Genomic DNA, 24254 nt, shown 5'->3' on the forward strand with positions numbered 1-24254 from the left:
CAACGATCGGCAAGCACTGTCATCAATTCCGAAATCGGCCGCAAAAGACGGTTCAGTTTTTGCAACATCCTGACGTAGGATTCCGGCGTGACCAAACGTCTTGCCGAGGTGGCGAAGAAGGCCGGGGTCAGCGAGGCAACCGTCAGCCGGGTGCTCAACGGCCGCAGCGGCGTCTCCGAGGCCACCCGCGCCTCGGTCCTCACCGCCCTCGATGTCCTGGGCTACGAACGCCCCACCAAACTCCGTGGCGAGCGCGGCCGGCTGGTCGGCCTGGTGCTCCCCGAACTGCAGAACCCGATCTTCCCGGCGCTCGCCGAGGTGGTGACCGCCTCGCTCGCCCAGCGCGGCTTCACCCCGGCACTGTGCGCCCGGACCATCGGCGGCGTCCCCGAGTCGGACTACGTCGAGATGCTGCTCGACCACCAGGTCTCCGGCGTCATCTTCGCCGGCGGGTCGTATGCGCTGGCCGACGCCTCGCACGAGCACTACCGCCGGCTCACCGACCGCGGGCTGCCGGTGGTGCTGGTCAACGCGGGCGTCGACGAGCTGGGCTTCCCCCGGGTGTCCACCGACGACGCGGTGGCGGTCGAGCAGGCGTACGGGCACCTGCGCTCCCTCGGCCACGAGCGGATCGGCATGGTGCTCGGCCCGGAGGGCCACATCCCGTCGCGCCGCAAGCTGGCCGCGATGATCCAGGCGGCCGGCTGGCCGGACACCGGAGTGTCGTCGGATCACCAGTGGGTCGAGCGCTCCAGCTTCTCGATGGAGGGCGCCCGGGTCGCCGCGGCCAAGCTGATCGAGCGCGGCGCCACCGGCATCATCTGCGCCAGCGACGTGCTGGCGCTCGGCGCGATCCGGGCCGCCCGGCGGCTGGGCCGGCAGGTGCCGGCCGACGTGTCGGTGGTCGGCTTCGACGACTCGGCGTTCATGACCTGCACCGATCCGCCGCTGACCACGGTCCGGCAGCCGATCGAGACGATGGGCCAGGCGGCGGTGGACCTGCTGGTCAGCCAGATCGAGGAGACCAACGTGCCGAGCGACGAGCTGCTCTTCGAGCCGGAGCTCGTGGTCCGCGGATCGACAGCTCCCGCCCCTCGATAGACGCCGCAAACCGACGGCCGTCGACCGCATCTTGCGGTGGACGGCCGTTTTTTCATGCCCGCCGACCGGGCGAAGGCCGGGAAATCACCTCAAACCACACCGCTGTCAACATCTGCCATCGCAATGTCGCGTCTTTTCAGTGCACGATCGAAACCTTGCGGAAATGAGTACGCCTCGCTACGGTGACTCCACTCACAGAGCTGACCACGGCGAGTGCCGGAGCGTCGACTCTGCGAACACGTGCATCGATGAAATCGCAGCTGTAGCTAAGCCAGATACCCGTTCCCGAAGGGATGGACAGATGTCCGCACCGCAGTACCGGAAGGCCGTGGCGTACGCGCTCGCGGCCGGCCTGGGACTCAGTCTCGCGGCGTGCTCCACGAAGAGCGACGACGCGGCGACCGACGCCAACGGCAAGGTCACCATCACGGTCGACTGCCAGCCGGTCGGTACCGAGAAGGACCTCCTGGCGAACTGGAACGCCGACGTCGCCGCGTTCCAGAAGGACAACCCCGACATCACCATCAAGAGCGTCAGCGTCGGCCAGCAGTGCAACAACCCGCCGGACTTCACCGCCCGGCTGGCCGGCGGCACGATGACCGACGTCTTCTACGGCTACATGACCGACCTGTCCCAGGTGCTCGACTCCGGCCAGGCGATGGACATCACCGAGTACGCGAACAAGGACACCGTCCCGACCTTCGACAGCATCGACCCGGCGCTGACCAAGGTCTTCACCGACGGCGGCAAGCTCTACGCCCTGCCGGTGAAGAACTACTCGATGGGCCTGGTCTACAACAAGACGCTGTTCCAGAAGGCCGGACTCGACCCGGCCAGCCCGCCGAAGACCTGGGCCGAGGTGCGCACCGCGGCCAAGAAGATCGCGGACGCCGACAAGGGCGCCGCCGGCTACGCGGAGTACAGCGCGGGCAACACCGGCGGCTGGCACTTCACCGCCGAGCTGTACTCGCAGGGCGGTCAGGTCCTCAGCGAGGACGGCAAGAAGGCCGACTTCAACAACGCGCTCGGCAAGCAGGTCCTGCAGAACCTCAAGGACATGCGGTACGGCGACAACAGCATGGGCACCCGCCAGCTGCTGCAGTGGGGCGACCTGCTGACCAACGCGGCGGCCGGCAAGGTCGGCATGTTCGTCGGCGCGCCGGACGCCACCCAGGCGATCGTCAGCCAGTTCAAGGGCAAGTACGAGGACTGGGCGGTGGCCCCGCTCCCCGGCCAGGACGGTCTCGCGAAGTCGACCCTCGGTGGCGGCGAGGGCTACTTCTTCAAGAAGGGCCTCACCCCGGAGCAGGTCAAGGCCGGCCTCAAGTGGGTCGCCTACGAGAAGCTGACCGTCGGCAAGGGCCAGTTCGACTACCCGCGGGCCAAGCCGCAGAACTACCCGGTCGGTGTGCCGCAGCCGCTGCTGTTCGCACCGGGCACCGAGGCGCAGAAGGCCGAGGTCGAGCTGCGCAAGGCGAACGCCAACGTCGACCCGGCGATCTACGCGCTGTTCGAGAACCAGCAGCTCCCGATCAAGGGTGAGCCGACCAACGCGCAGGCGATCTACGCGGTGCTCGACTCGGCGATGTCCGGGGTGCTGACCAACCCGAACGCGAACATCGACGAGCTGCTCAAGACCGCGGAGACCAAGGTCAACCAGCTGCTGGCCGCCGGTAGCTGATTCGGCGAGTGGTGAGGGCCGGTGCGCCGGCCCTCACCCTTCTCTTCAAGTGCAGGAGTTTTCCGTTGGCGATCATCACCGCCCCGGGCACCACCGAGAAGCTGGGCCGTAGTGAGCCGGCGATCCGGAACAACGCCCGGCGCAACCGCAAGATCCGCGACAACGTCACCGGGCACGCCTTCCTGATCGGGGCGGTCCTCTGCTTCGCCCTCTTCTCCTGGTATCCGATGATCCGCGGCATCGTGATGAGCTTCCAGCGCACCAAGCGCGGGGTGACCACCTGGGTGGGCTGGGACAACTACACCCGGATCGTCGCCGACCCGAGCTTCTGGCCGGCCTGGAAGAACACCTTCTACTTCACCGTCCTGGCGCTGATCCTGGGTTACGCGGTCCCGTTCTTCGTGGCGATCCTGCTCAACGAGCTGCGGCACGCCAAGGGCTACCTGCGGATCCTGGTCTACCTGCCGGTGATGCTGCCGCCGGCCTCGGCGCTGTTCCTGTTCAAGTTCTATGCGTACGACCCCAGCGACGCCGGCCTGTTCAACGCGATCCTCAAGTCGCTGCACCTGCCGACCTCGCAGTGGATGCAGTCGGCCGACGCCACCATGCCGGCCATGGTGATCGCCTCGACCTGGATGAACATGGGCGGCGCCGTACTGATCTACCTGGCCTCGCTGCAGAACATCCCGGGCGAGCTGTACGAGGCGGCCGAACTCGACGGCGCCGGACTCTGGCGGCGGATCTGGAACGTCACCATCCCGCAGACCCGGCTGATCCTGGCCCTGCTGGCGATGATGCAGATCGTCGCGACCATGCAGCTCTTCATCGAGCCGCTGATCCTGGCCAACGGCGCCGGCACCGAGGACTCCGCGACCACCGTGGCGTACCTGATCTACCAGCACGGCTTCTTCCAGAACGACCTCAACGGCGCCGCGGCGCTCGGGGTGATCATGCTCGTGGTGCTGGCCGCCTTCTCCGCCGTCTACGTGCGGCTGACCACCAAACAGGACTAGGACGGACGATGGCACAGGAATCCGGAACCCGCACGCTCGTCTCGCAGGCGCAGCTCCGGCGAGGACGCGGCAGGATCGTCTACTGGACGCTGCTCGCCACGATCATCCTGGGGTTCACCCTCGTCTTCCTCGGACCGCTCTACTGGATGGTCACCGGCGCGCTGAAGTCCGGCACCGAGATCGCGCAGACCCCGCCGACGTTGTGGCCGCAGCACCCGGAGACGGACAACTACGTCAACGCGTGGCACGACCTGAACCTCGCGAAGCTGCTGTTCAACACGTTCTACTACGCGATCGGAGCGGTGCTGTTCCAGCTGATCCTGGACACCGCGGCGGCGTACGCGCTGTCGAAGCTGCGCCCGGCGCTGGGCAACGTGATCCTCGGCGCGATGCTGGCGACCCTGATGATCCCGGCGATGGTGCTGATCGTCCCGCAGTACGTGACCGTGATCGACCTGCCGATCGTGCACGTCAACCTGCTCGACTCGCCGTTCGCGATCTGGCTGCCCCTGGTCGCCAACGCCTTCAACATCTTCCTGCTCAAGCGGTTCTTCGACTCGATCCCGGAGGACCTGATGGCGGCCGCCTCGGTGGACGGCGCCGGCCCGCTGCGCACCCTCTGGTCGATCATCCTGCCGATGTCGCGCCCGATCCTCGGCGTGGTCTCGATCTTCGCGGTGACCTACGTCTGGAAGGACTTCCTCTGGCCGAAGCTGGTCATGCCGTCGGCGGAGACCCGGACGGTCAGCGTCGGCATCGAGGCGTTCTCCCGGGGCACCTCGATGAACGAGATCGTCGCCGCCTCGGTGATCGCCGCGATCCCGACCGTGATCATCTTCCTGATCTTCCAGCGGAACATCATGTCCGGCCTGACCGCGGGCAGCGTCAAGGGCTGAGCGTCACACCTCTCTCTTCAAGGCCAACGTACGAAAGCGAGTTCTTCGTGTCCGGAATTGACGATGCTTGGTGGCGCGACGCGGTCATCTACCAGGTGTACCCCCGCAGTTTCGCCGACGCCGACGGTGACGGGGTCGGCGACATCGACGGCATCCGGGCGCACCTGGGCCACCTGCGTGACCTCGGGGTGGACGCGATCTGGATGAGCCCGTGGTACCCGTCGCCGATGGCGGACGCCGGTTACGACGTGGCGGACTTCCGCGACATCGACCCGGTCTTCGGTGACCTGGCCGGTGCCGAGGCCCTGATCGCCGAGGCGCACGCGGCCGGCATCCGCATGATCGTCGACATCGTCCCGAACCACATCTCCTCTGAGCACCCGTGGTTCAAGGCCGCGCTCGCCTCGCCGGACGCGCCCGAGCGCGACTACTTCTGGTTCCGGCCGGGGCGCGACGGCGGCGCGACCATGCCCACCGACTGGACCGGCGAGTTCGGCGGCACCACCTGGACGAAGGCACCAGACGGCTCCTGGTACCTGCACCTGTTCACCCCGGAGCAACCCGACCTGAACTGGGAGCACCCGGACGTCCAGGCCGAGTTCGAGGCGATCCTGCGGTTCTGGTTCGACCGCGGGGTGGACGGGATCCGGATCGACTCCGCCGCGCTGCTCTTCAAGGACAAAGACCTTCCCGAGGTACGCGAGGGAGCCCCGCACCCGTTCCACGACCTGGACGCGGTGCACGACGTCTACCGGGCCTGGCGCCGGGTCGCCGACGAGTACCCGGGCCGGGCGCTGATCGGCGAGGTGTGGATGCCGGAGGTGGACCGCTTCACCAACTACCTGCGCCCCGACGAGCTGCACGCGGCGTTCAACTTCGACTTCCTCGGCTGTGCCTGGGACCCGTACCTGATGCGCGACTGCGTCGACCGGACCCTGGACGCGCACGCCAAGGTCGGCGCCCCGCCCACCTGGGTGCTGTCCAACCACGACGTGACCCGGCACGTCACCCGGTACGGCCGGGCCGACACCACGTTCAGCTTCGACAACAACCTCGACGGCACCCCGGTCGACCTGGAGCTGGGCACCCGCCGGGCCCGGGCGGCCGCCCTGCTGTCGCTGTCGCTGCCTGGCGGCGCCTACGTCTACCAGGGCGAGGAGCTGGGCCTCTGGGAGAACGAGACCATCCCGGAAGACCAGATCCAGGACCCGATGTACGCCCGGCGCGGGCACACCCGGGACGGCTGCCGGGTGCCGCTGCCCTGGTCCGGCGACGAACCGCCGTACGCGTTCAGCACCACCACGCCCTGGCTGCCCCAGCCGGCCGAGTGGAAGGACCGCACGGTCCAGGCGCAGACCGGCGACCCGAGCTCGATGCTCGAGCTGTACCGCGCCGCGATCCGCCTGCGTCACTCGCAGGGCGCCGGGTTCGCCTGGCTGGATCGGGGCGCGACCGTGCTCGCCTACACCCGCGGCGCGGACTTCGCCTGCGTGCTCAACCTCTCCGGCGCACCCGTTCCCCTGCCGGAGCACCAGACCATCCTGCTCGCCAGCGGCCCGCTCGACGGTGACCTCCTCCCCCAGGACACCGCGATCTGGCTGCGCCTCTAGGCAACCGGTGGCGTCCCCGGTTCCACCGCCGGGGGCGCACAGGAGCAGGAAAGGAAACACCGGGGGCTGGCCACACCAAGGAAGGTACCCATGGCCAACCGCACCGCCCCACTAGCCACGCTCGCCGTCGTCCTCGCGGCAGCCGTCACCACCGTGATCTGGCAACCGCCCGCGGCGCACGCCGCCGGGCTGTCCCCCTTCGACGTCGCCGGGCGCGGCGCGACAGTACCGTTCACCGAGATCGAAGCCGAGAAGGCCGCCACCAACGGCACCTCGACCGGCACCGACCGCACGTACGGCACGCTCTCCTCCGAGGCCTCCGGCCGGGAGGCGGTCACCCTCGACGCCGCGGGTGAGTACGTCGAGTTCACCCTCACCAAGCCGGCCAACGCGGTCACCTTCCGGTACAGCATCCCGGACGGCAAGAACGCGTCGCTGGACCTGCGCACCGGCTCCACCCTGATCAAGACAGTGCCGGTGACCTCGAAGTACAGCTGGTTCTACGGGTACTACCCGTTCACCAACAATCCCGGTGACGGGCGGCCGCACCACTTCTACGACGAGACCCGGGCGACGTTCGGGACCACCTACCCGGCCGGCACCAAGATCCGGATCCAGGTGGGCTCGACCGCGCAGTCACCGAGCTTCACCGTCGACCTCGCCGACTTCGAGAACGTGCCGGCCGCGGTCGCCAAGCCGTCCGGCGCGATCGACGTGGTCGCCGACTACGGCGCGGACCCGACCGGCACCACCGACTCGACCGCGAAGTTCCAGGCCGCGGTGAACGCCGGCGCCTCGTCCGGGCGGGTGGTCTTCGTACCGGCCGGCAATTTCACGCTCTACAGCCACGTCATCGTCGACCGGGTCACCCTGGCCGGGGCCGGCCCCTGGTACACGGTCCTCGGCGGCCGGCATCCCACCCAGCGCAGCCAGGCGGCCGGCATCTACGGCAAGTACGTCGGCCAGGGCGGCCCGAGCCAGAACGTCGTCGTCAAGGACCTCGCGATCATCGGCGACATCCAGGAGCGGGTCGACGAGGACCAGGTGAACGCGTTCGGCGGGGCGATGTCGAACTCGACGATCGACAACGTCTGGATGCAGCACACCAAGGTCGGCGCGTGGATGGACGGTCCGATGGACAAGTTCACCATCAGGAACAGCCGGATCCTGGACCAGACCGCGGACGGCGTGAACTTCCACATCGGGGTCACCAACTCCACGGTGACCAACACGTTCGTCCGCAACACCGGTGACGACGGCCTGGCCATGTGGGCGGAGAACACGCCGAACGTGGCGAACTCCTTCACCCACAACACCGTTGTCGTACCGATCCTGGCGAACAACATCGTCAGCTACGGCGGCCGGGACATCAATATCAGCGACAACGTGATGGCCGAGACCGTCACCAACGGTGGTGGCCTGCACGTCGCGAACCGGTACCCGGGTGTCACCGGGCCGACCGCGGTGGCCGGCACCTGGACGCTGGCCCGCAACACCCTGATCCGCACCGGCAACGCCGACTACAACTGGAACTTCGGGATCGGCGCGCTGTGGTTCTGGCCGGACCAGGGCGCGATCACCGGGGCGACCATCAACGTCACCGACACCGACATCCTGGACAGCTCGTACGCCGGTATCCAGTGGATCGGCAACGCCACCAGCGGGCTGAACCTGACGAACGTGAACATCGTCGGCGCGGGCACGTTCGCGCTGCAGGCGCAGGCACCGGCGTCCGCGACGTTCACCAACGTCAAGGCGAGCGGGATCGCGCAGAACCCGCCGACCTACAACTGCGTGGGCTCGGCGCTGGCGATCACCGACGGGGGCGGCAACTCGGGCTGGCAGTCGGCCAACCCGTACTGCGGCCCGTGGCCCGCCCCTCGATGGGGAAACACCACGTCGACGCCCACTTCCAGCCCCACTGTTAGTCCGACGGCCAGCCCCACTGTTCCCAGCGGCAACCTCGCGGCGGGCCGCCCGGCCACCGCGACCGGGCAGGCCGACGTCTACGGCCCGGGCAACGTCACCGACGGCAACCCGAACACCTACTGGGAGAGCACCAACAACGCGTTCCCCCAGTCGATCACCGTCGACCTGGGCCAGAACCGGCCGGTGGCGCGGGTCGTCCTCAAGCTGCCGCCGGCGACCGCCTGGGCCACCCGGACCCAGACGCTGTCCGTCCTCGGCAGCACCGACGGGTCCACGTTCAGCACGGTGAAGAGCAGCGCCGGATACGTGTTCAACCCGGCGAGCGGCAACACGGTCACCGTTCCGGTCACCACGACGCAGCGCTACCTGCGCCTGACCGTCACCGGCAACACCGGCTGGCCCGCGGGTCAGCTCTCCGAGTTCGAGGTCTACGCCTCCTGAAAACCCCGGCGGGCGGCTCCCACCGATGTCGCCCGCCGGTCTTCACCGAACACCTCACCTCTCACGGAAGAAAGGTGCGCTCCCACATGTCCAGATTCAGACTCATGGTCGCTGCCACGGCAGCCGCCAGCGTCGTCGCCGCACTGATACACGCCCCGGCAGCCCTCGCCGCGGGCCCCAACCTGGCCGCCGGCAAGACCTTCAGCGCCAGCAGCTACACCGACGTCTACCCGGCCGGCAACGCCGGTGACGGCAACGCCAACACGTACTGGGAGAGCAACAACAACGCGTTCCCGCAGTGGCTGCAGGTCGACCTCGGTACCGCCACGCAGGTCAACCAGGCAATCCTCAAGCTGCCGCCGGCCACCGCGTGGAGCACCCGCACCGAGACGCTAGCCATTCAGGGCAGCACGAACGGCACCTCGTTCAGCGACCTCAAGGCGAGCGCCGGGTACACGTTCAACCCGTCCTCCGGCAACACCGTCACCGTCGACTTCACCGCGGCCAGCGCGCGGTTCGTCCGGCTGACCTTCACCGGCAACACGTCGTGGCCGGCCGGTCAGCTGTCCGAGCTGGAGCTGTACGGCCCGGTCAGCGGCGACAGCCAGGCACCGAGCGCGCCCGGCGGCCTCGCCTACACCCAGCCGGCCAGCGGGCAGATCCGGCTGAGCTGGAACGCGTCCACCGACAACGTCGGCGTGACCGGTTATGACATCTACGCGAACGGCCAGCTGCGCACCAGCGTGGCCGGGAACGTGCTGACCTGGACCGACAGCCAGCCGGACTCGGCGACCGTGGCGTACTACGTGCGGGCCAAGGACGCGGCCGGCAACGTGTCGGCGAACAGCTCGACGGTGACGCGCACCGGCGCGAGCGGCGACTCGCAGGCGCCGACCACGCCGGGAACGCTGTCCTACACCACGCCGGCCGCCGGGCAGATCCGGCTCAGCTGGGGCGCGTCGACCGACAACGTCGGCGTGACCGGCTACAACGTGTACGCCAACGGGACGCTCACGACCACCGTCACCGGGACCACGTACACCGACAGCCAGCCGGACACCGCGACCGTGGCGTACTACGTCAAGGCCAAGGACGCGGCCGGCAACGAGTCGGCGGCCGGCAACACGGTCACCCGTACCGGGGCGCCGCAGACCGGTGCCAACCTCGCGGTCGGCAAGCCGATCGAGGCCTCGTCGTCGATCTTCACGTTCGTCGCGACCAACGCGAACGACAACGACACCGCCACCTACTGGGAGGGTTCGGCCTACCCGGCGAACCTGACCGTGAAGCTGGGCGCGAACGCGACGGTCTCCTCGGTGGTCGTCAAGCTCAACCCGGCGACCGACTGGGGCACCCGGCAGCAGACGTTCGCGGTGCTCGGGCGGGAGCAGTCGGCCACCGCGTACACCACGATCGCAGGCTCCGCGACGTACACCTTCAATCCCTCGTCGCAGAACACGGTGACCATCCCGGTCTCCGCGACCACGGCGGACGTCCGTCTTTCCTTCACCGCCAACACCGGCGCACCCAGCGGTCAGGTGGCGGAGTTCCAGGTGATCGGCGCTCCGGCGGCGAACCCGGACCTGACCGTGACCGGCCTGTCCTTCGCGCCGGCCGCGCCGGTCGAGACCGACGCGGTGACGCTGTCGGCGACGGTCCGCAACGCGGGCACGGCCGCCTCGCCGGCCAGTTCGGTCAACTTCTACCTGGGTACGACGAAGGTCGGCACCGCGACCGTCGGCGCCCTCGCGGCCGGCGCCGCCTCGACCGTCTCGGCCTCGATCGGGGCCCGGGACGCGGGCAGCTACGCGCTCTCCGCGAAGGTCGACGAGGCGAACACGGTCATCGAGACCAACGACGCCAACAACTCCTACACCAGCCCGACGAACCTGGTCGTCGCGCCGGTCAGCAGCTCCGACCTGGTCGCCTCGGCGGTCTCCTGGTCACCGGGCAACCCGGCGGCCGGCAACACGGTGACGTTCGCGGCCACCCTGAAGAACCAGGGCACCGCGGCCACCGCCGGCGGCGCGCACGCCGTGACGGTGACCGTGCTGAACGGCTCGGCCACGGTCAAGACGTTCACCGGCTCGTACACCGGTTCCCTGGCCGCCGGCGCCTCCTCGCCGTCGATCACGCTGGGCACCTGGACCGCGGTCAACGGCAAGTACACGGTGCGTACCGTGGTCGCGACCGACGCCAACGAGTTGCCGGTCAAGCAGGACAACAACACCAGCGAGAAGCCGTTCTTCGTCGGCCGCGGCGCCAACATGCCGTACGACATGTACGAGGCCGAGGACGGCACCACCGGCGGCGGGGCGGCGGTCGTCGGCCCCAACCGCACGGTCGGTGACCTGGCGGGCGAGGCGTCCGGCCGCAAGGCGGTCACGCTGAACCAGACCGGCTCGTACGTCCAGTGGACCACCCGCAACCCGACCAACACGGTCGTCGCCCGGTTCTCCATCCCGGACGGCACCACCAGCTCGATCAACGTGTACGTCAACGGCACCCTGAACAAGTCCCTGCCGCTGACCTCGAAGTACGCCTGGCTGTACGGCAACGAGACGGCGCCGCAGAACTCCGGCACCGGCCCGCGGCACATCTACGACGAGGCGAACATCCTGCTCACCGGCTCGTTCCCGGCCGGCAGCACGATCAAGCTGCAGAAGGACGCCGGCAACAGCGGCTCGATCGCGATCGACTTCATCAACCTGGAGCAGGTCGCCCCTCTGGCCAACCCCGATGCTGCTCGTTACGTCGTGCCGACCGGTTTCGATCAGCAGTCGGTGCAGAACGCGCTCGACGCCGCCCGGCAGGACACCAGCAAGCTGGGGGTCTACCTCCCGGCCGGTGACTACCAGACCGCGAACAAGTTCCAGGTCTACGGCCGCTCCTTGCGCATCGTCGGGGCCGGGCCCTGGTACACCCGGTTCCACACCCCGGACACGCAGACCGAGACGGACGCCGGCTTCCGGGCCGACGCCACCGCCAACGGGTCGACGTTCGCGAACTTCGCGTTCTTCGGCAACTACACGATCCGGATCGACGGTCCGGGCAAGGTGTTCGACTTCGCCAACGTCGCCAACGTGACGATCGACAACATCTGGGCCGAGCACGTGGTCTGCCTGTACTGGGGCGCGAACACCGACAACATGGTGATCAAGAATTCGCGGATCCGGGACACGTTCGCCGACGGCGTCAACATGACCAACGGCAGCACCGGCAACCTGGTCGACAACAACGACGCCCGGTCCACCGGTGACGACGCGTTCGCGCTCTTCTCGGCGATCGACGCCGGCGGATCCGACGAGATCAACAACACGTTCTCGAACCTGTCCACCACGCTCACCTGGCGGGCCGCCGGCGTCGCCGTCTACGGCGGGTACGCCAACACCTTCAAGAACATCTACATCGCCGACACGCTCGTCTACTCCGGCATCACGATCAGCTCGCTGGACTTCGGGTACCCGATGAACGGCTTCGGCGCCAACCCGCCGACCGTTTTCGACAACATCTCGATCGTCCGGGCCGGCGGCCACTTCTGGGGCGCGCAGGTCTTCCCGGCGATCTGGATGTTCAGCGCCTCGAAGGTCTTCCAGGGCATCCGGGTCAGCAACGTCGACATCGTCGACCCGACCTACTCCGGCATCATGTTCCAGACCCAGTACATCGGTGGAAACCCGGTCAACCCGATCACCGACTCGGTCTTCACCAACGTCACCATCACCGGCGCGCAGAAGAGCGGCGACGCCTTCGACGCCAAGAGCGGCTACGGCATCTGGGCCAACCCGCTGCCGGAGACCGGCCAGGGCCCGGCGGTCGGCTCGGCCACCTTCACCAACCTGCAGATGAGCAACAACTTCAAGGACATCGAGAACCCGACCAGCACGTTCACCATCACCCGCAACTGACCCACTCCCGCAGGAAAGCCGCGTGTCCGGACCGTCTCCGGGCGCGCGGCCCCTTCATTTTTTTCGGTACGACCTGTGCACAGCCCCACCGCACACCGCGACGCATCCCCCACTCCCGACCGCGAGGCCGCATCCGGGCCGAATCCGGTGGAGACAGATCCGCCCACACCGACTGGCGCCGACGGTCGTCGGCTGGTGCTGGCGGCCCTCAAAGCAGCCCGATAACGGCCGCCAGGACCAGCTGAATGTGCTCGGCTGGTGCTGACGGCCCTTAAAACGGCCCGATACCGGCCGCCAGGACCAGCTCGGTGTGCCCGGCTGGGGCTGGCGGTCCTATCGAAGGGCGGGAAACCACCGTGGGGTGCTCGCCCGGCCGAGGTGGCGAGCGCCCGTGGTGGTCACAAGCGGCGCGAGACCACAAACCAGCGCTCGCCTGACCACCACGGCGAGCGGCCATCGTCGTCACAACGGCCCCGACACCACCGGGAGCGCTCGCCGGGCCGCCTGGGGCGCGGGGCGTCGTGTGGCTGAGGACGTACCGGAAAGGGGGTGCTGCCGGCGATGACCTGGAGTGGAGCAGCTGCCGGGACCGGACGCCCACATTCCGGGCCCGAGGCGGACCGTGACCGGCGGCGGCCCCGCCTGGCTGGCCACCCCGGCCATCCGGCAACCGCGAGCATGCGGCGGGTCCGGCTCCGGCTGGTGCCGGCGGCTGCCTCGAGGCCGTCGAGGCAGCCGTGACCGCCAGCCGGGACCGGGCGTGGAAGCGGGGCCGGAGCCTGGTGGCTTCGGCCCCGCGGGGTGGGGTGGGTCAGGCGGCGGGTGTGTGGAGTGGGCGGTGGGTGCCGAGGACCGGGTCGACCTGGTGCATCAGGGCTTCGGCGATGTCGAAGTACATGCCGGTGATGCGCAGCCGGCCGGCGGCCTCGGCGGCCTGCACCACCGGGTAGGTACGCAGGTTGGCGAGTTGCTGCAGCACGTTGTCGGTGCAGCAGCGCTGCTCGTCGTCGACGTCGGTGAAGTGGACGCCGGAGAGGCCGAGCCAGTCGCCGAGGGCCGAGCCGGGCTGAGCCGCCCCGGACATCAGGGCGCGGACCGCCCCGCAGCCGGAGTGGCCGCACACCGTGATGGTGGTGACGCCGAGGACGTCCACGGCGTACTCGATGGCGGCGCCGACCGAGGTGTCACCGGCGGCCGGGCGCGAACGGTGACCCGGCGCCGGTTGGTGCGGCGGGACCAGGTTGCCGACGTTGCGGACGCAGAACAGGTCACCCGGCCCGCTCGCGGTGATCAGGTTGGGCACCACGCGGGAGTCCGCGCACGTGATGAAGAGCTGTTCCGGGTTCTGCCCCTCGCGGGCCAGGGTGGCCAGGTGCGGCCGGACCATCGGGGCGACGCTGCGTTCGAACTCGGCGATGCCGGCCGCCATCGCGTCCCGGCGCTGGTGGTTGAGGCCCTGCCAGCGCGACCACGAGCCGATCAGCCGCGGCGTGCTCTTGTTGCTGCCGAGCCGGCCCGAGGTGGCCTGGTGGAACCAGGAGTCGTGCACCTCGCGGATCCGGACCGTGCCGCCACCTTTGTGGTACGCGTCCGCCCAGTTCTTGATCGTCTCGAAGGCGCCGTGGTCGAGGTAGTCCAGGTGCAGCTCGACCTCGACCTCCTGGCCGGGCGGGATCGCGCCGAACTCCCGGGTGAGGCGGGCCGACTCGATGAACGCGCAGGTGCCGGCGATGTTCACCGACCACTGCCCGGGCGCCTGTTCGACGGTCTGGATCTCACAGCGGGTGAGCCGCCAGAGGATCATCGCGGCGGCCGTGACCATGCCGAGCGCGACCCCGGTGAGCAGGTCGACGGCGACCACCCCGATCGCGGTGACCAGGTAGGTGGGCAGTTCCCGGTGCCGGGCGTAGGTGCGGATCTGGCCCAGGTCGATCAGCCGGAGACCGACCACGATCAGCACGGCGGCCAGCACCGCCATCGGGATCCGTTCCAGCAGCCCGGCGCAGAGCAGCACGAACGCCGCCACCCACACGCCGTGCATGATCGCCGAGGCGCGGGTCCGCGCGCCGGCGGCCACGTTCGTCGAGCTGCGGACGATCACGCCGGTCACCGGCAGACCGCCGAGCAGGCCGGAGACGGTGTTCGCGGCGCCCTGGCCGATCAGCTCCTTGTTGAGCCGGGCGCGCGGGCCGTCGTGCATCCGGTCCACCGCGACCGCGGAGAGCAGCGATTCGACGCTGGCGACGAGCGCGATGGTGAGCACCGCGACGGTGATCTGGCGCAGGGGCGCGTCCGGCCAGACCGGGGTGATCAGCTCGGCGAGCGGCTCCTCGGGAAGTTTGACCCGGGTCACGTCGGCGCCGGTGACGTGCGCCAGCACGGTCACTCCGACGACCGCGACCAGGGCGGCGGGCAGCAGCGAGATCGTGACGAAACGGGGCCAGAGGATCAGGACCGCGATGGTGAGCAGGCCGAGCGCCGCGGACAGGCTGTGGTGCTCGACGATCTGGGCGGGCAGGTCGCGCAGGTTCGCCCAGGCCGAGCTCTGCGGCGCGCCGCCGAGCAGCACGTGCACCTGGCTGAGCGCGATGACCAGCCCGATGCCGGCCAGCATGCCGTGCACGACGGCGGGTGAGAGGGCGAGGGCGGCGCGGCCCAGGCGGGACACGCCGAGCAGGATCTGGACGATCCCGGCGAGGGCCACGACCGCGGCGGTGCCGGCGAAGCCGAAGTCGGCCACCGCTCCCGCCACGATCACGGTAAGGCCCGCGGCCGGGCCGCTGACCTGGAGTGGGGCGCCACCTAGGGCGCCCGCGACGATGCCGCCGACAACAGCGGCGACCAATCCCGCGAGAAGCGGGGCCCCGGATGCCGCGGCGATGCCGAGCGACAGCGGGATGGCGATCAGGAACACGACGATGGACGCCGGCAAGTCCCGGCGCAGGAACTGCGTCAAGTCGGACATTGCGTAAAAATACCGAGAAATGGTTACGGCAGCTTTACGACGCTCGTACGCCCAGGCAAAACACAGCTATGTGCCCGCAAATTCCCAGCTACCGGGAGAAAAGCCGCACAACCGGTCCGCCAAACCAAACAAAAGACCTTTTTGTGTACGGAACAGCAGGCGACTACGCCTTCCAGACGTCCTGGTTCGCCTCGTACATCTCGCGGAGGATGGCCGGCACGTCGTAGGTCAGCTTCCAGTCCGGGAAGTGCTCCTCGAACCGGCCGGTGCCGCTGATCCACCACTGGTGGTCGCCCATCCGGTTCTCGTCGACGTATTCGGTGCGCGCCTCGCGGCCGGTGATCTCCTCGGCGATCGCGAAGGCCTCGATGTGGCTGCAGTTCGAGAACCGGCCGCCGCCCATGTTGTAGATCTCGGCGACCCGCGGGGCGCGGAAGAACGCCTCGAACGCGGAGACCAGGTCGTGCGAGTGGATCGCGTCGCGGACCATCTTGCCCTTGTAGCCGTAGATCTTGTAGAGCCGGCCCTCCATCACGCAGCGCATCACGTACGCCAGGAAGCCGTGCAGCTCCGCCGCCGAGTGACCCGGCCCGGTGAGCGTGCCACCGCGGAACACCGAGGTCGGCATGTCGAAGTACCGGCCGTACTCCTGGACCATGACGTCGGCGGCCACCTTGCTCGCGCCGAAGACCGAGTGCATGCTGCTGTCGATCGACATGGTCTCGTCGATGCCGCCGTACCACTTGTGGTCCTCGGGCAGCTCCCAGCGGGTCTCCTGCTCGACCAGCGGCAGCGAGTTCGGCGTGTCGCCGTACACCTTGTTGGTCGAGGTGAAGATGAACGGCGCCTCGATCGCGTGCCGGCGGGTCGCCTCCAGCATGTTGATCGTGCCGACCGCGTTCACGTCGAAGTCGGTGAACGGCTCGCGGGCCGCCCAGTCGTGGCTCGGCTGCGCGGCGGCGTGGATCACCAGGCCGATGTTCTTGCCGAGCTTCGCGAAGAGCTGGTCCAGGCCTTCGCGGTCCCGGATGTCCAGCGAGTGGTGCGTGTAGCGGTCGCCGATCTCCTTGGTGAGCCGCTCCAGGTTCCACTTGGTGGAGCCGTCGGCGCCGAAGAAGTAGCCGCGCATGTCGTTGTCGACACCGACCACGTCCATGCCGAGGCCGGCGAAGTGGCGAACCGACTCCGAACCGATCAGACCGGCCGAGCCGGTGATGACGACGACGCTGCCCATCAGGACCTCCGCGGGGATGTGGTGCCGACGCCCGAGGTTACCGGTAGCGACGAAGGCCCGGCCGCGCCGGTCGGTGTGTCGCGATCATCATGCTTGGCGCGAGCGCGAAACGGGCACGTCACAGATCTGCCACATCCGATGGGAAGGCTCCGGCGATACGAACGCTATGCCGGACTTGATAGCAGAGGCGGTCGCAATGACGGAGTCCCTTCCGGCTTTGGATCCCCCCATGCCCGCCACGAATGCGCTCACCCTCGGTGCCGAGGAGGAGCTGCACGTCGTCGATCTGGCCACCCGGGAACTGGTGCCCCGGGCCCCGGAGGTGCTCGACCAGCTCGACCCGAAGCACTTCTCGGCCGAGCTGCACCGCTCGGTGGTGGAGACGAACACCCCGGTCAGCACGACCCTGGACGGTCTGCGCGAGGGCATCGCGGAACGCCGGCGGGCCGCCCTGGCGGTCGCCGAGTCGCTCGGGCTGGGCCTGGTCGCGGCCGGCACGGTGCCGCTCGTCGACCTGGACACCCTGCCGGTCACCCCGACCACCCGGTACCGCCGGATGCTCAGCGAGTACCAGATGCTCGTCCGCGAGCAGCTGATCTGCGGCGCCCAGGTGCACGTCGGGGTGCCGGACCGGGACGAGGCGGTGTCGGTGGCCCAGCGGGTCGTCCCGGCGCTGCCGGTGCTGCTGGCGCTCTCGGCCAGCTCGCCGTTCTGGATGGGCGAGGACTCCGGGTATGCCAGTGCCCGCTCGCTGGTCTGGACGCGCTGGCCGACGGCCGGCGACAGCGGCGAGCTGCACTCCGCCGAGGAGTTCGACATGCTGGTCAACGACCTGATCGCGTCCGGCGCGATCAGCGACCCGAAGATGGTCTACTTCGACGTCCGGCCGTCCGCGCACGTGCCCACGGTCGAGCTGCGGGTCACCGACGCCTGCCCGGACGTGGACACCGTGGTGCTGCTGGCCGGTCTGTTCCGGGCGCTGGTCCGGCGGGCCCAGGAGGACTACCGGGCCGGCAAGCCGCTGCCTCCCTCGCGGCCCCCGTTGCACCGGGCCGCGATGTGGCGGGCGGCGCGCTCCGGCCTGGAGGGCGACCTGCTCGACCTGCCCCGCTCCCCGGTCGCGGTGCCGGCCGCCACCGCGGTCGAGCACCTGGTCGGCGAGCTGCGCCCGCACCTGGAGGCGCTCGGTGACTGGGAGCAGGTCTTCGACCTGTCCGCGCGGGCGCTGAGCCGGGGCAGTTCGGCCGCCCGGCAGCGCCGCGCGCTGCAGCGCCGCGGCCGGATCGCCGACGTGGTGGATCTGCTGGTCTCGGAGACGCGGGGCGGGGCCGCGGCTCCGGTTCCGGGTGGGACCGGGGCACCGGCCAGGCTCATTCCGTACGCGGTGGTCGGCGACGAGGCGTTCCCCGAGGACGCGGTCACCGACGAGTACGCGGACATGGTGCCGGTGCTCACCGCGCTCGGCGCCACCGGCCTGCGGCACCGGGAGGACGCCCGGGACGAGGAACAGCGCGCCAACGGCGTCACGTTCAGCGTGGCCGGCGAGGCGGCCACCCGGCTCTTCCCGTTCGACCTGGTCCCCCGGGTCGTGCCGGCGACCGGCTGGACGGCGTTGCAGTCCGGGCTGACCCAGCGGGTCCGCGCCCTGAACGCGTTCCTCGCCGACGTCTACGACGGGCGGCAGATCGTCGCCGACGGGATCATCCCGGAGTGGGTCATCGACGGCTCGCCCGAGCTGCGGGCCAGCGGCGCGCTGGTCGCCGGGCAGGGCACCCGCGCCCAGGTGGCCGGTGTGGACCTGGTCCGTGACGAGGACGGCAAGTGGTGCGTGCTGGAGGACAACCTGCGGGTGCCGTCCGGCATCGCGTACGCCATGCAGAACCGCCGGCTGACCGAGAGCATCCTGCCCGAGCTGCCCCGGCCGCGGAACCTGATCCCGGTCGAGGACACCCCGCGGCTGCTCAAACAGGCGCTGCTGGCCTCGGCCAAGCCGTCCGCCGGCGACAACCCCTCGCTCGTGGTGCTGAGCCAGGGCCCGGACGACTCGGCCTGGTTCGAGCACCGGATGCTGGCCGAGGCGATGGGTGTGCCGGTGGTGCGCAGCACCGAGCTGTTCGTCGAGGACGGCCGGGTGCGGCGGCTGCGCGACGGCAAGCGCTACCCGGTGGACGTGATCTACCTGCGGATGGGCGAGGACAGCCTGGTGCACTCGCCGGGCGCGGACGGGATGCCGCTGGGCCCGAGCCTGGTCTCGGCGCTGCACGCGGAGACGGTCACGCTGGCCAACGCGCTGGGCAACGGGATCGGCGACGACAAGGCCGTCTACGCGTACGTGCCCAAGATGATCGAGTACTACCTGAGTGAGAAGCCGCTGCTGGCGGACGTGCCGACGTACCTGTGCGGGGTGCCGGACCAGCGGGCCGAGGTGCTGTCCCGGCTCGACGAGCTGGTCAGCAAGCCGGTCGACGGGTACGGCGGTGACCGGATCGTGATCGGGCCGCACGCGACCGCCGACGAGCTGGACGCGCTGCGGCGGCAGATCCGTACCGCCCCGCACCGGTGGGTGGCGCAGGACCTGGTCCGGCTCTCCACCCACCCGGTCTTCGACGGCCACCAGCTGGCGCCCCGGCACGTGGACCTGCGCGCGTTCGTCTTCACGGGCGGCGACGGGAGCAAGCCCGTGGTGGCGCCGGCCGCGCTGACCCGGGTGGCCCCGGCCGGCTCCATGATCGTCAACTCGTCGCGCGGCGGCGGCTCGAAGGACACCTGGCTACTCGCAGAGGGAGGCAAGTGATGTGTGGCATCGCCGGTGAGATCAGATATGGCGAACGGCAGGCGGACGCCGAGGCGGTCCGGCGGATGCTGCCCTGCATGCAGTCGCGCGGGCCGGACGGCGACGGGGTCTGGGAGCACGGACGGATCGTTCTCGGTCACCGGCGCCTGAAGATCATCGACCTGAGCGAGAACGGCGCGCAGCCGATGACCGACGACGAGCTGCGGCTCACCGTGGTCTTCAACGGCTGCGTCTACAACTACCAGGAGCTGCGCACCGAGCTGCAGGGGTACGGCTACCGCTTCTTCTCCACCTCGGACACCGAGGTGATCCTCAAGGCGTACCACCGGTGGGGCGCCGACTGCGTCACGCACTTCCTCGGGATGTTCGCGTTCGCGGTGGCCGAGCACGACAGCGGGACGGTCACGCTGGCCCGGGACCGGCTCGGGATCAAGCCGATGTACCTGGCCGAGACGCCGGGGCGGTTGCGCTTCGCGTCGACGCTGCCGGCGCTGCTGGCCGCCGGCGGGGTGGACACCACCGTGGACAAGGTGGCGTTGCAGCACTACATGACGTTCCACTCGGTCGTCCCGGCGCCGCGGACCATGCTCGCCGGGGTCCGGAAGCTGCCGCCGGCCACGGTGCGGGTGGTCACCGCGGACGGGACCGTGTCCGAGCGGGTCTATTGGGAGGCGGGCTTCGATCGTACGAAATCGATGTCTTCCGACGAGTGGGCCGCAGCCGTGCGGGACAAGCTCAACCTCGCGGTGAAGCGGCGGATGGTCGCCGACGTGCCGGTCGGGGTGCTGCTCTCCGGCGGTCTCGACTCGAGTCTCATCGTGGCGCTGCTGGCCGAGCAGGGGCAGCACGGGCTCACCACGTTCAGCATCGGGTTCGAGTCGGGCGGTGGCGAGGCCGGCGACGAGTTCGCCTATTCGGACCTGATCGCCAAGCAGTTCGGCACCGAGCACCACCAGATCAAAATCGGGCACGACCGGTTCCTGCCGGCGGTGGACCGCACCGTCGCGGCGATGAGCGAGCCGATGGTCAGCCACGACTGCATCGCCTTCCACCTGCTCAGCGAGGACGTGGCAAAGCAGGTCAAGGTCGTACAATCAGGGCAGGGCGCGGATGAGATCTTCGCCGGTTACAGCTGGTACCCACCCCTCGCCGGCGTCCCCCGGGAGCAGGCCGCCGAGGCGTACGCGAAGGAGTTCTTCGACAGGCCGTTCGCGGCGCTGACGAAGCAGCTCAGCCCGGCCTGGATGCTCGAGGAGGACACCGCGGCGGCCTTCGTCGCGGCGAGTTTCGCCCGGCCCGGCGCGACCACCGCGGTGGACGCGGCACTGCGGCTCGACTCGCAGGTGATGCTGGTCGACGACCCGGTCAAACGGGTCGACAACATGACTATGGCGTGGGGGCTGGAAGCACGCGTACCCTTCCTCGATCACGAGTTGGTGGAACTCGCCGCGGCCTGCCCGCCCGAGCTGAAACTGGCCTCGGACGGCAAGGGTGTGCTCAAGGACGCGGCGCGCGGGCTCGTGCCGGACGAGGTGATCGACCGCACCAAGGGCTACTTCCCGGTTCCGGGGATCCGGCACCTGGAGGGGACGATGCTGACGAAGGTGCGTGACGCTCTCCACGCGCCGGAGGCTCGCGCCCGCGGGCTGTTCCGGCCGGAGTACGTCGACGCGCTGCTCGCCGACCCGAACACTCCGCGCACCACGCTCGGGGCGAACCAGTTGTGGCAGCTCGCGCTGCTGGAGATGTGGTTACAGCACAACAAGATCTAGGGGGACTCGCGTTGGAAGGTCAGCTCCACCGCATCGACGTGACCGTTCTGCCGACCGGCTTCTTCCGCCCAGCCGGTCTCGCCTCGGAGATCGCCGGTAACTGGTCACCGGCGTTGTCCCCGGACGGACGGCACGCGGCGTACGTCTCCGACCGCAGCGGCACTCCCGCCGTCTGGGTGCAACCGGTCGGCAGCGAACTGACCTTCCAGATAGCGTTCCCGGAACCGGTGACCGAGGTGGCGTGGTCGTCCGGCGGTGGCTGGCTGGCCTGCCAGATCGCACCGGGCGGCGCGCCCCGGCACGAGGTGTGGCTGGTCCGGCCGGACGGGTCGGACCCGCACCAGGTGGCCGGGTTCGGCGAGGACACCGCGGAGAACATGCGGTGGCTGCCCGGACGGCCGGTGCTCGCCCTGACCGAGAACCTGACCAGCACGGTCCTGGTCGACGTGGTGGCCGGGACCCGCGACGTGATCGCGAAGGGCGACCTGGTGTCGCTCTGCGACGTCGACCCGGCCGGGCGGTTCGCGCTGCTGCGGTACGGCCCGCGGGGCTCCCGCCGGATCGTGCTGCGGGATCTCGCCACCACCTTCGACGAGGTCATCACGCCGGGTGAGGTGGCGGTGTTCAGCCCCGGCGGCGGATGCGTCTACGCGCGCAGCGAGGACGGCGAGTTCCCGGCGCTGGTCCGGATCGCCGGCGGCACCACCGAGGTGCTCGCGTCCGGCCCGGCCGAGGTCGAGTCGTTCGCGGTGACCGCGGACGGGCGCACGGCCGCGCTGCTCTGGAACGTCCGCGGCGGCGAATCCCTGCTGGAACTGCTCGACCTGGACCACGACGGCCACGGCCAGAAGCAGTCGGTGCCGCTGCCCGGCGCGGTCGTCACCGGGTTGTGCTGGAGCTTCGACGGCTCGACCCTGGCGTTCACCGCCGAGGGACCGGGCCAGCCGCACGGGGTCTGGGCCTGCGACCGGGACGGCGCGAACCTGCGGGCGATCTCGGCCGAGCCGGCCGCCGTCGACGCGGTGCACCCGACGCTGGCGACGTTCCCGGCGCACGACGGGCGCACGCTGACCGGGTGGCTGTTCACCCCGGCCGGCACCGGGCCGCACCCGACGGTGATCTGGCTGCACGGCGGGCCGGAGGCGCAGGAGCGTCCGGGGCACGGGCCGCTGTTCCAGTCGCTGGTCCGGCGCGGGATCGCGGTGCTGGCACCCAACGTACGGGGGTCGTCCGGGTTCGGGCGCGACTTCGTGAACGCCGACAACATCGGGCTGCGGTACGGCGCGATCGAGGACGTCCGGTCCTGCGTGACGTACCTGCGGGAGGCCGGGATCGCCAACCGGGTCGGCGTGATGGGCCGCTCGTACGGCGGGTACCTGACGCTGGCGGCGCTGTGTGCGTACCCGGAGCTGTTCGACGTCGGCATCGACGTCTGCGGGATGTCGAACTTCGCGACGTTCTACGAGCACACCGAGCCGTGGATCGCGTCCGCCGCGATCAGCAAGTACGGCGACCCGGGCGCGGACGCCGACCTGCTGCGCGACCTGTCGCCGATCCACCGGATCGACCGGCTGCGGGCGCCGCTGATGGTGGTGCACGGCGAGAACGACAGCAACGTGCCGGTGATCGAGGCGGAGCAGGTGGTGGCGGCGCTGGCCGCTCGCGGGATGCCGCACCGCTATCTGCTGTTCCCGGGCGAGGGGCACGAGCTGCTGCACCGCTCGTCCCGGGCCGCCTACCTCCGCGAGACCATCGACTGGCTCACCACCCACCTCCAGCCCTGACCCGCGCTGTGTGTGAAGTTCGGGCGCGCTCCGCACCCGAACTTCACACACAACCCGGCGCACCCCGCTGCGTGGGGACTTTCGGCGCGCACCGCACCCCAACTTCACACACAACCCGGCACACCCCGCAGCGGGGGGACTTTCGGCGCGCACCGCACCCCAACTTCACACACAACCCGGCGCACCCCGCAGCGTGGGGACTTTCGGCGCGCACCGCACCCGGAACACGCAACCGGTCAGACGCAGGGGCTGGACAGGACCAGCAGCAGGAAGACGAGCAGCGCGGCGATCCGGCTGGTCATCGCCCGGCTCATTCCTCGGCGGGGAGGCGCTGCTCCAGTCGCTCGATGCGGGCGAGCAGCGGCTGCAGCGCGCTCGCCAGCAACGCCGCCGGGTCAGGGGCCGCGGCGGACGTGGCGCGCAGCTGCGCATAGCCCGACGCGGCCGCGGTGTTCGCCCGCAGGTGGACATATCCAGCCAGGGCCGAGGCCACCGCCCGGCGGGTCAGCCGCGGCTCGGCGCCGGCCGCGCGCAGCACCTGGCCGGCCACCCCGTCCGGCTCCGCGACCAGGCCGAGCAGCAGGTGCTCGCAGCCCACGTAGTTGTGCCCCATCCCGACCGCCTCGGTCACCGCCAGCTCCAGCGCGCCGGCCGCCGGCGTGCTGAAGTGCACGCCCGGACCGGGGCCGGCCACCTCGGCGACCTCCTGCCGGTCCAGGTCGCGCTGCAGTGCCGGCGGTTCGATCTCGATGGCCCGGAGCACGCTCAGGGACAGGTTGGCGCCCTCCTGGATCATCGCGCCGAGCAGGTGGCCGGTGCCGACCGCGGCCGCGCCGCCGGCTCGCTCGACGGCCAACCCCAGCACGGTACGAGCGCGGCCGGTCAGCAGCGGGAATCGCTCCTCGAGGTCGGCGCTGGACAGCTCGGTCAGGGACGTCTCCCGGATCGCGGTGACCCGGCGCACCGCCTGTTCGAGGGCTCGCTGGCAGATCGCGGAGACCGGGAGGCCGGTCTCCTTGACCGCCTCGGCCAGCTCGTCCGGCAGATACACGTTGATCTTCGGCATCGCGCACACCTCCACAGCAATTGGGGTTACAACTATATACCCCCACAGGGGTTATGCGCA

At 69.8% G+C, this 24254-nt stretch carries 13 protein-coding genes; 10 read left to right on the top strand and 3 right to left on the bottom strand.

Going from position 1 to position 24254, the window contains the following annotated elements:
• The first annotated feature begins 87 nt into the window (after positions 1-87).
• The 7 genes from Apa02nite_RS27090 (at position 88) to Apa02nite_RS27120 (ending at position 12579) form a co-directional block, all read left to right on the top strand.
• Complete coding sequence (locus tag Apa02nite_RS27090) at positions 88-1101, top strand: LacI family DNA-binding transcriptional regulator (protein ID WP_203827474.1); 1014 nt, start codon at positions 88-90, stop codon at positions 1099-1101.
• Positions 1102-1402: 301 nt separating this feature from the next.
• Positions 1403-2782: an ABC transporter substrate-binding protein gene (locus Apa02nite_RS27095; protein ID WP_203827475.1), complete on the top strand. Its 1380-nt coding sequence runs from the start codon at positions 1403-1405 to the stop codon at positions 2780-2782.
• Between the two features lie 65 nt (positions 2783-2847).
• A complete protein-coding gene (locus Apa02nite_RS27100) occupies positions 2848-3795 on the top strand; it encodes a carbohydrate ABC transporter permease (protein WP_203827476.1) in 948 nt (315 codons plus the stop codon).
• A gap of 8 nt (positions 3796-3803) precedes the next feature.
• Positions 3804-4691: a carbohydrate ABC transporter permease gene (locus tag Apa02nite_RS27105; protein WP_203827477.1), complete on the top strand. Its 888-nt coding sequence runs from the start codon at positions 3804-3806 to the stop codon at positions 4689-4691.
• 47 nt (positions 4692-4738) lie between these two features.
• On the top strand, positions 4739-6301 hold the full coding sequence (locus Apa02nite_RS27110; protein ID WP_203827478.1) for a glycoside hydrolase family 13 protein: 1563 nt from the start codon (positions 4739-4741) through the stop codon (positions 6299-6301).
• A 90-nt stretch (positions 6302-6391) separates the two neighbouring features.
• Entirely contained in the window at positions 6392-8671 is a 2280-nt protein-coding gene (locus Apa02nite_RS27115) for a discoidin domain-containing protein (protein WP_203827479.1), read from the top strand.
• 86 nt (positions 8672-8757) lie between these two features.
• Entirely contained in the window at positions 8758-12579 is a 3822-nt protein-coding gene (locus Apa02nite_RS27120; RefSeq protein WP_239164597.1) for a discoidin domain-containing protein, read from the top strand.
• 811 nt (positions 12580-13390) lie between these two features.
• Here Apa02nite_RS27120 and Apa02nite_RS27125 read toward each other — a convergent pair.
• Entirely contained in the window at positions 13391-15544 is a 2154-nt protein-coding gene (locus tag Apa02nite_RS27125; protein WP_203827480.1) for a bifunctional SulP family inorganic anion transporter/carbonic anhydrase, read from the bottom strand.
• 163 nt (positions 15545-15707) lie between these two features.
• Positions 15708-16778 (bottom strand): NAD-dependent epimerase/dehydratase family protein, encoded by a 1071-nt coding sequence (locus tag Apa02nite_RS27130; RefSeq protein ID WP_203827481.1) that lies wholly within the window; start codon positions 16776-16778, stop codon positions 15708-15710.
• A 229-nt stretch (positions 16779-17007) separates the two neighbouring features.
• Here Apa02nite_RS27130 and Apa02nite_RS27135 point away from each other — a divergent pair, with 229 nt between their 5' ends.
• From Apa02nite_RS27135 to Apa02nite_RS27145, 3 genes are read left to right on the top strand one after another with little or no spacing between them, the layout of a single operon-like run.
• Positions 17008-19572 (top strand): carboxylate--amine ligase/circularly permuted type 2 ATP-grasp protein, encoded by a 2565-nt coding sequence (locus Apa02nite_RS27135; protein WP_239164598.1) that lies wholly within the window; start codon positions 17008-17010, stop codon positions 19570-19572.
• Positions 19572-21344: an N-acetylglutaminylglutamine amidotransferase gene (locus Apa02nite_RS27140; protein ID WP_203827483.1), complete on the top strand. Its 1773-nt coding sequence runs from the start codon at positions 19572-19574 to the stop codon at positions 21342-21344. The genes Apa02nite_RS27135 and Apa02nite_RS27140 overlap by 1 nt, the downstream gene beginning before the upstream one ends.
• Positions 21345-21382: 38 nt before the next feature.
• Entirely contained in the window at positions 21383-23128 is a 1746-nt protein-coding gene (locus Apa02nite_RS27145) for a S9 family peptidase (RefSeq protein ID WP_239164599.1), read from the top strand.
• Between the two features lie 310 nt (positions 23129-23438).
• On the opposite strand, the gene Apa02nite_RS27150 is transcribed toward Apa02nite_RS27145, so the two are convergent.
• Positions 23439-24194: a Clp protease N-terminal domain-containing protein gene (locus Apa02nite_RS27150; RefSeq protein WP_203827485.1), complete on the bottom strand. Its 756-nt coding sequence runs from the start codon at positions 24192-24194 to the stop codon at positions 23439-23441.
• Positions 24195-24254 lie beyond the last annotated feature (60 nt).

This window comes from Actinoplanes palleronii (assembly GCF_016862315.1).
In the GTDB taxonomy this organism is placed as follows: domain Bacteria; phylum Actinomycetota; class Actinomycetes; order Mycobacteriales; family Micromonosporaceae; genus Actinoplanes; species Actinoplanes palleronii.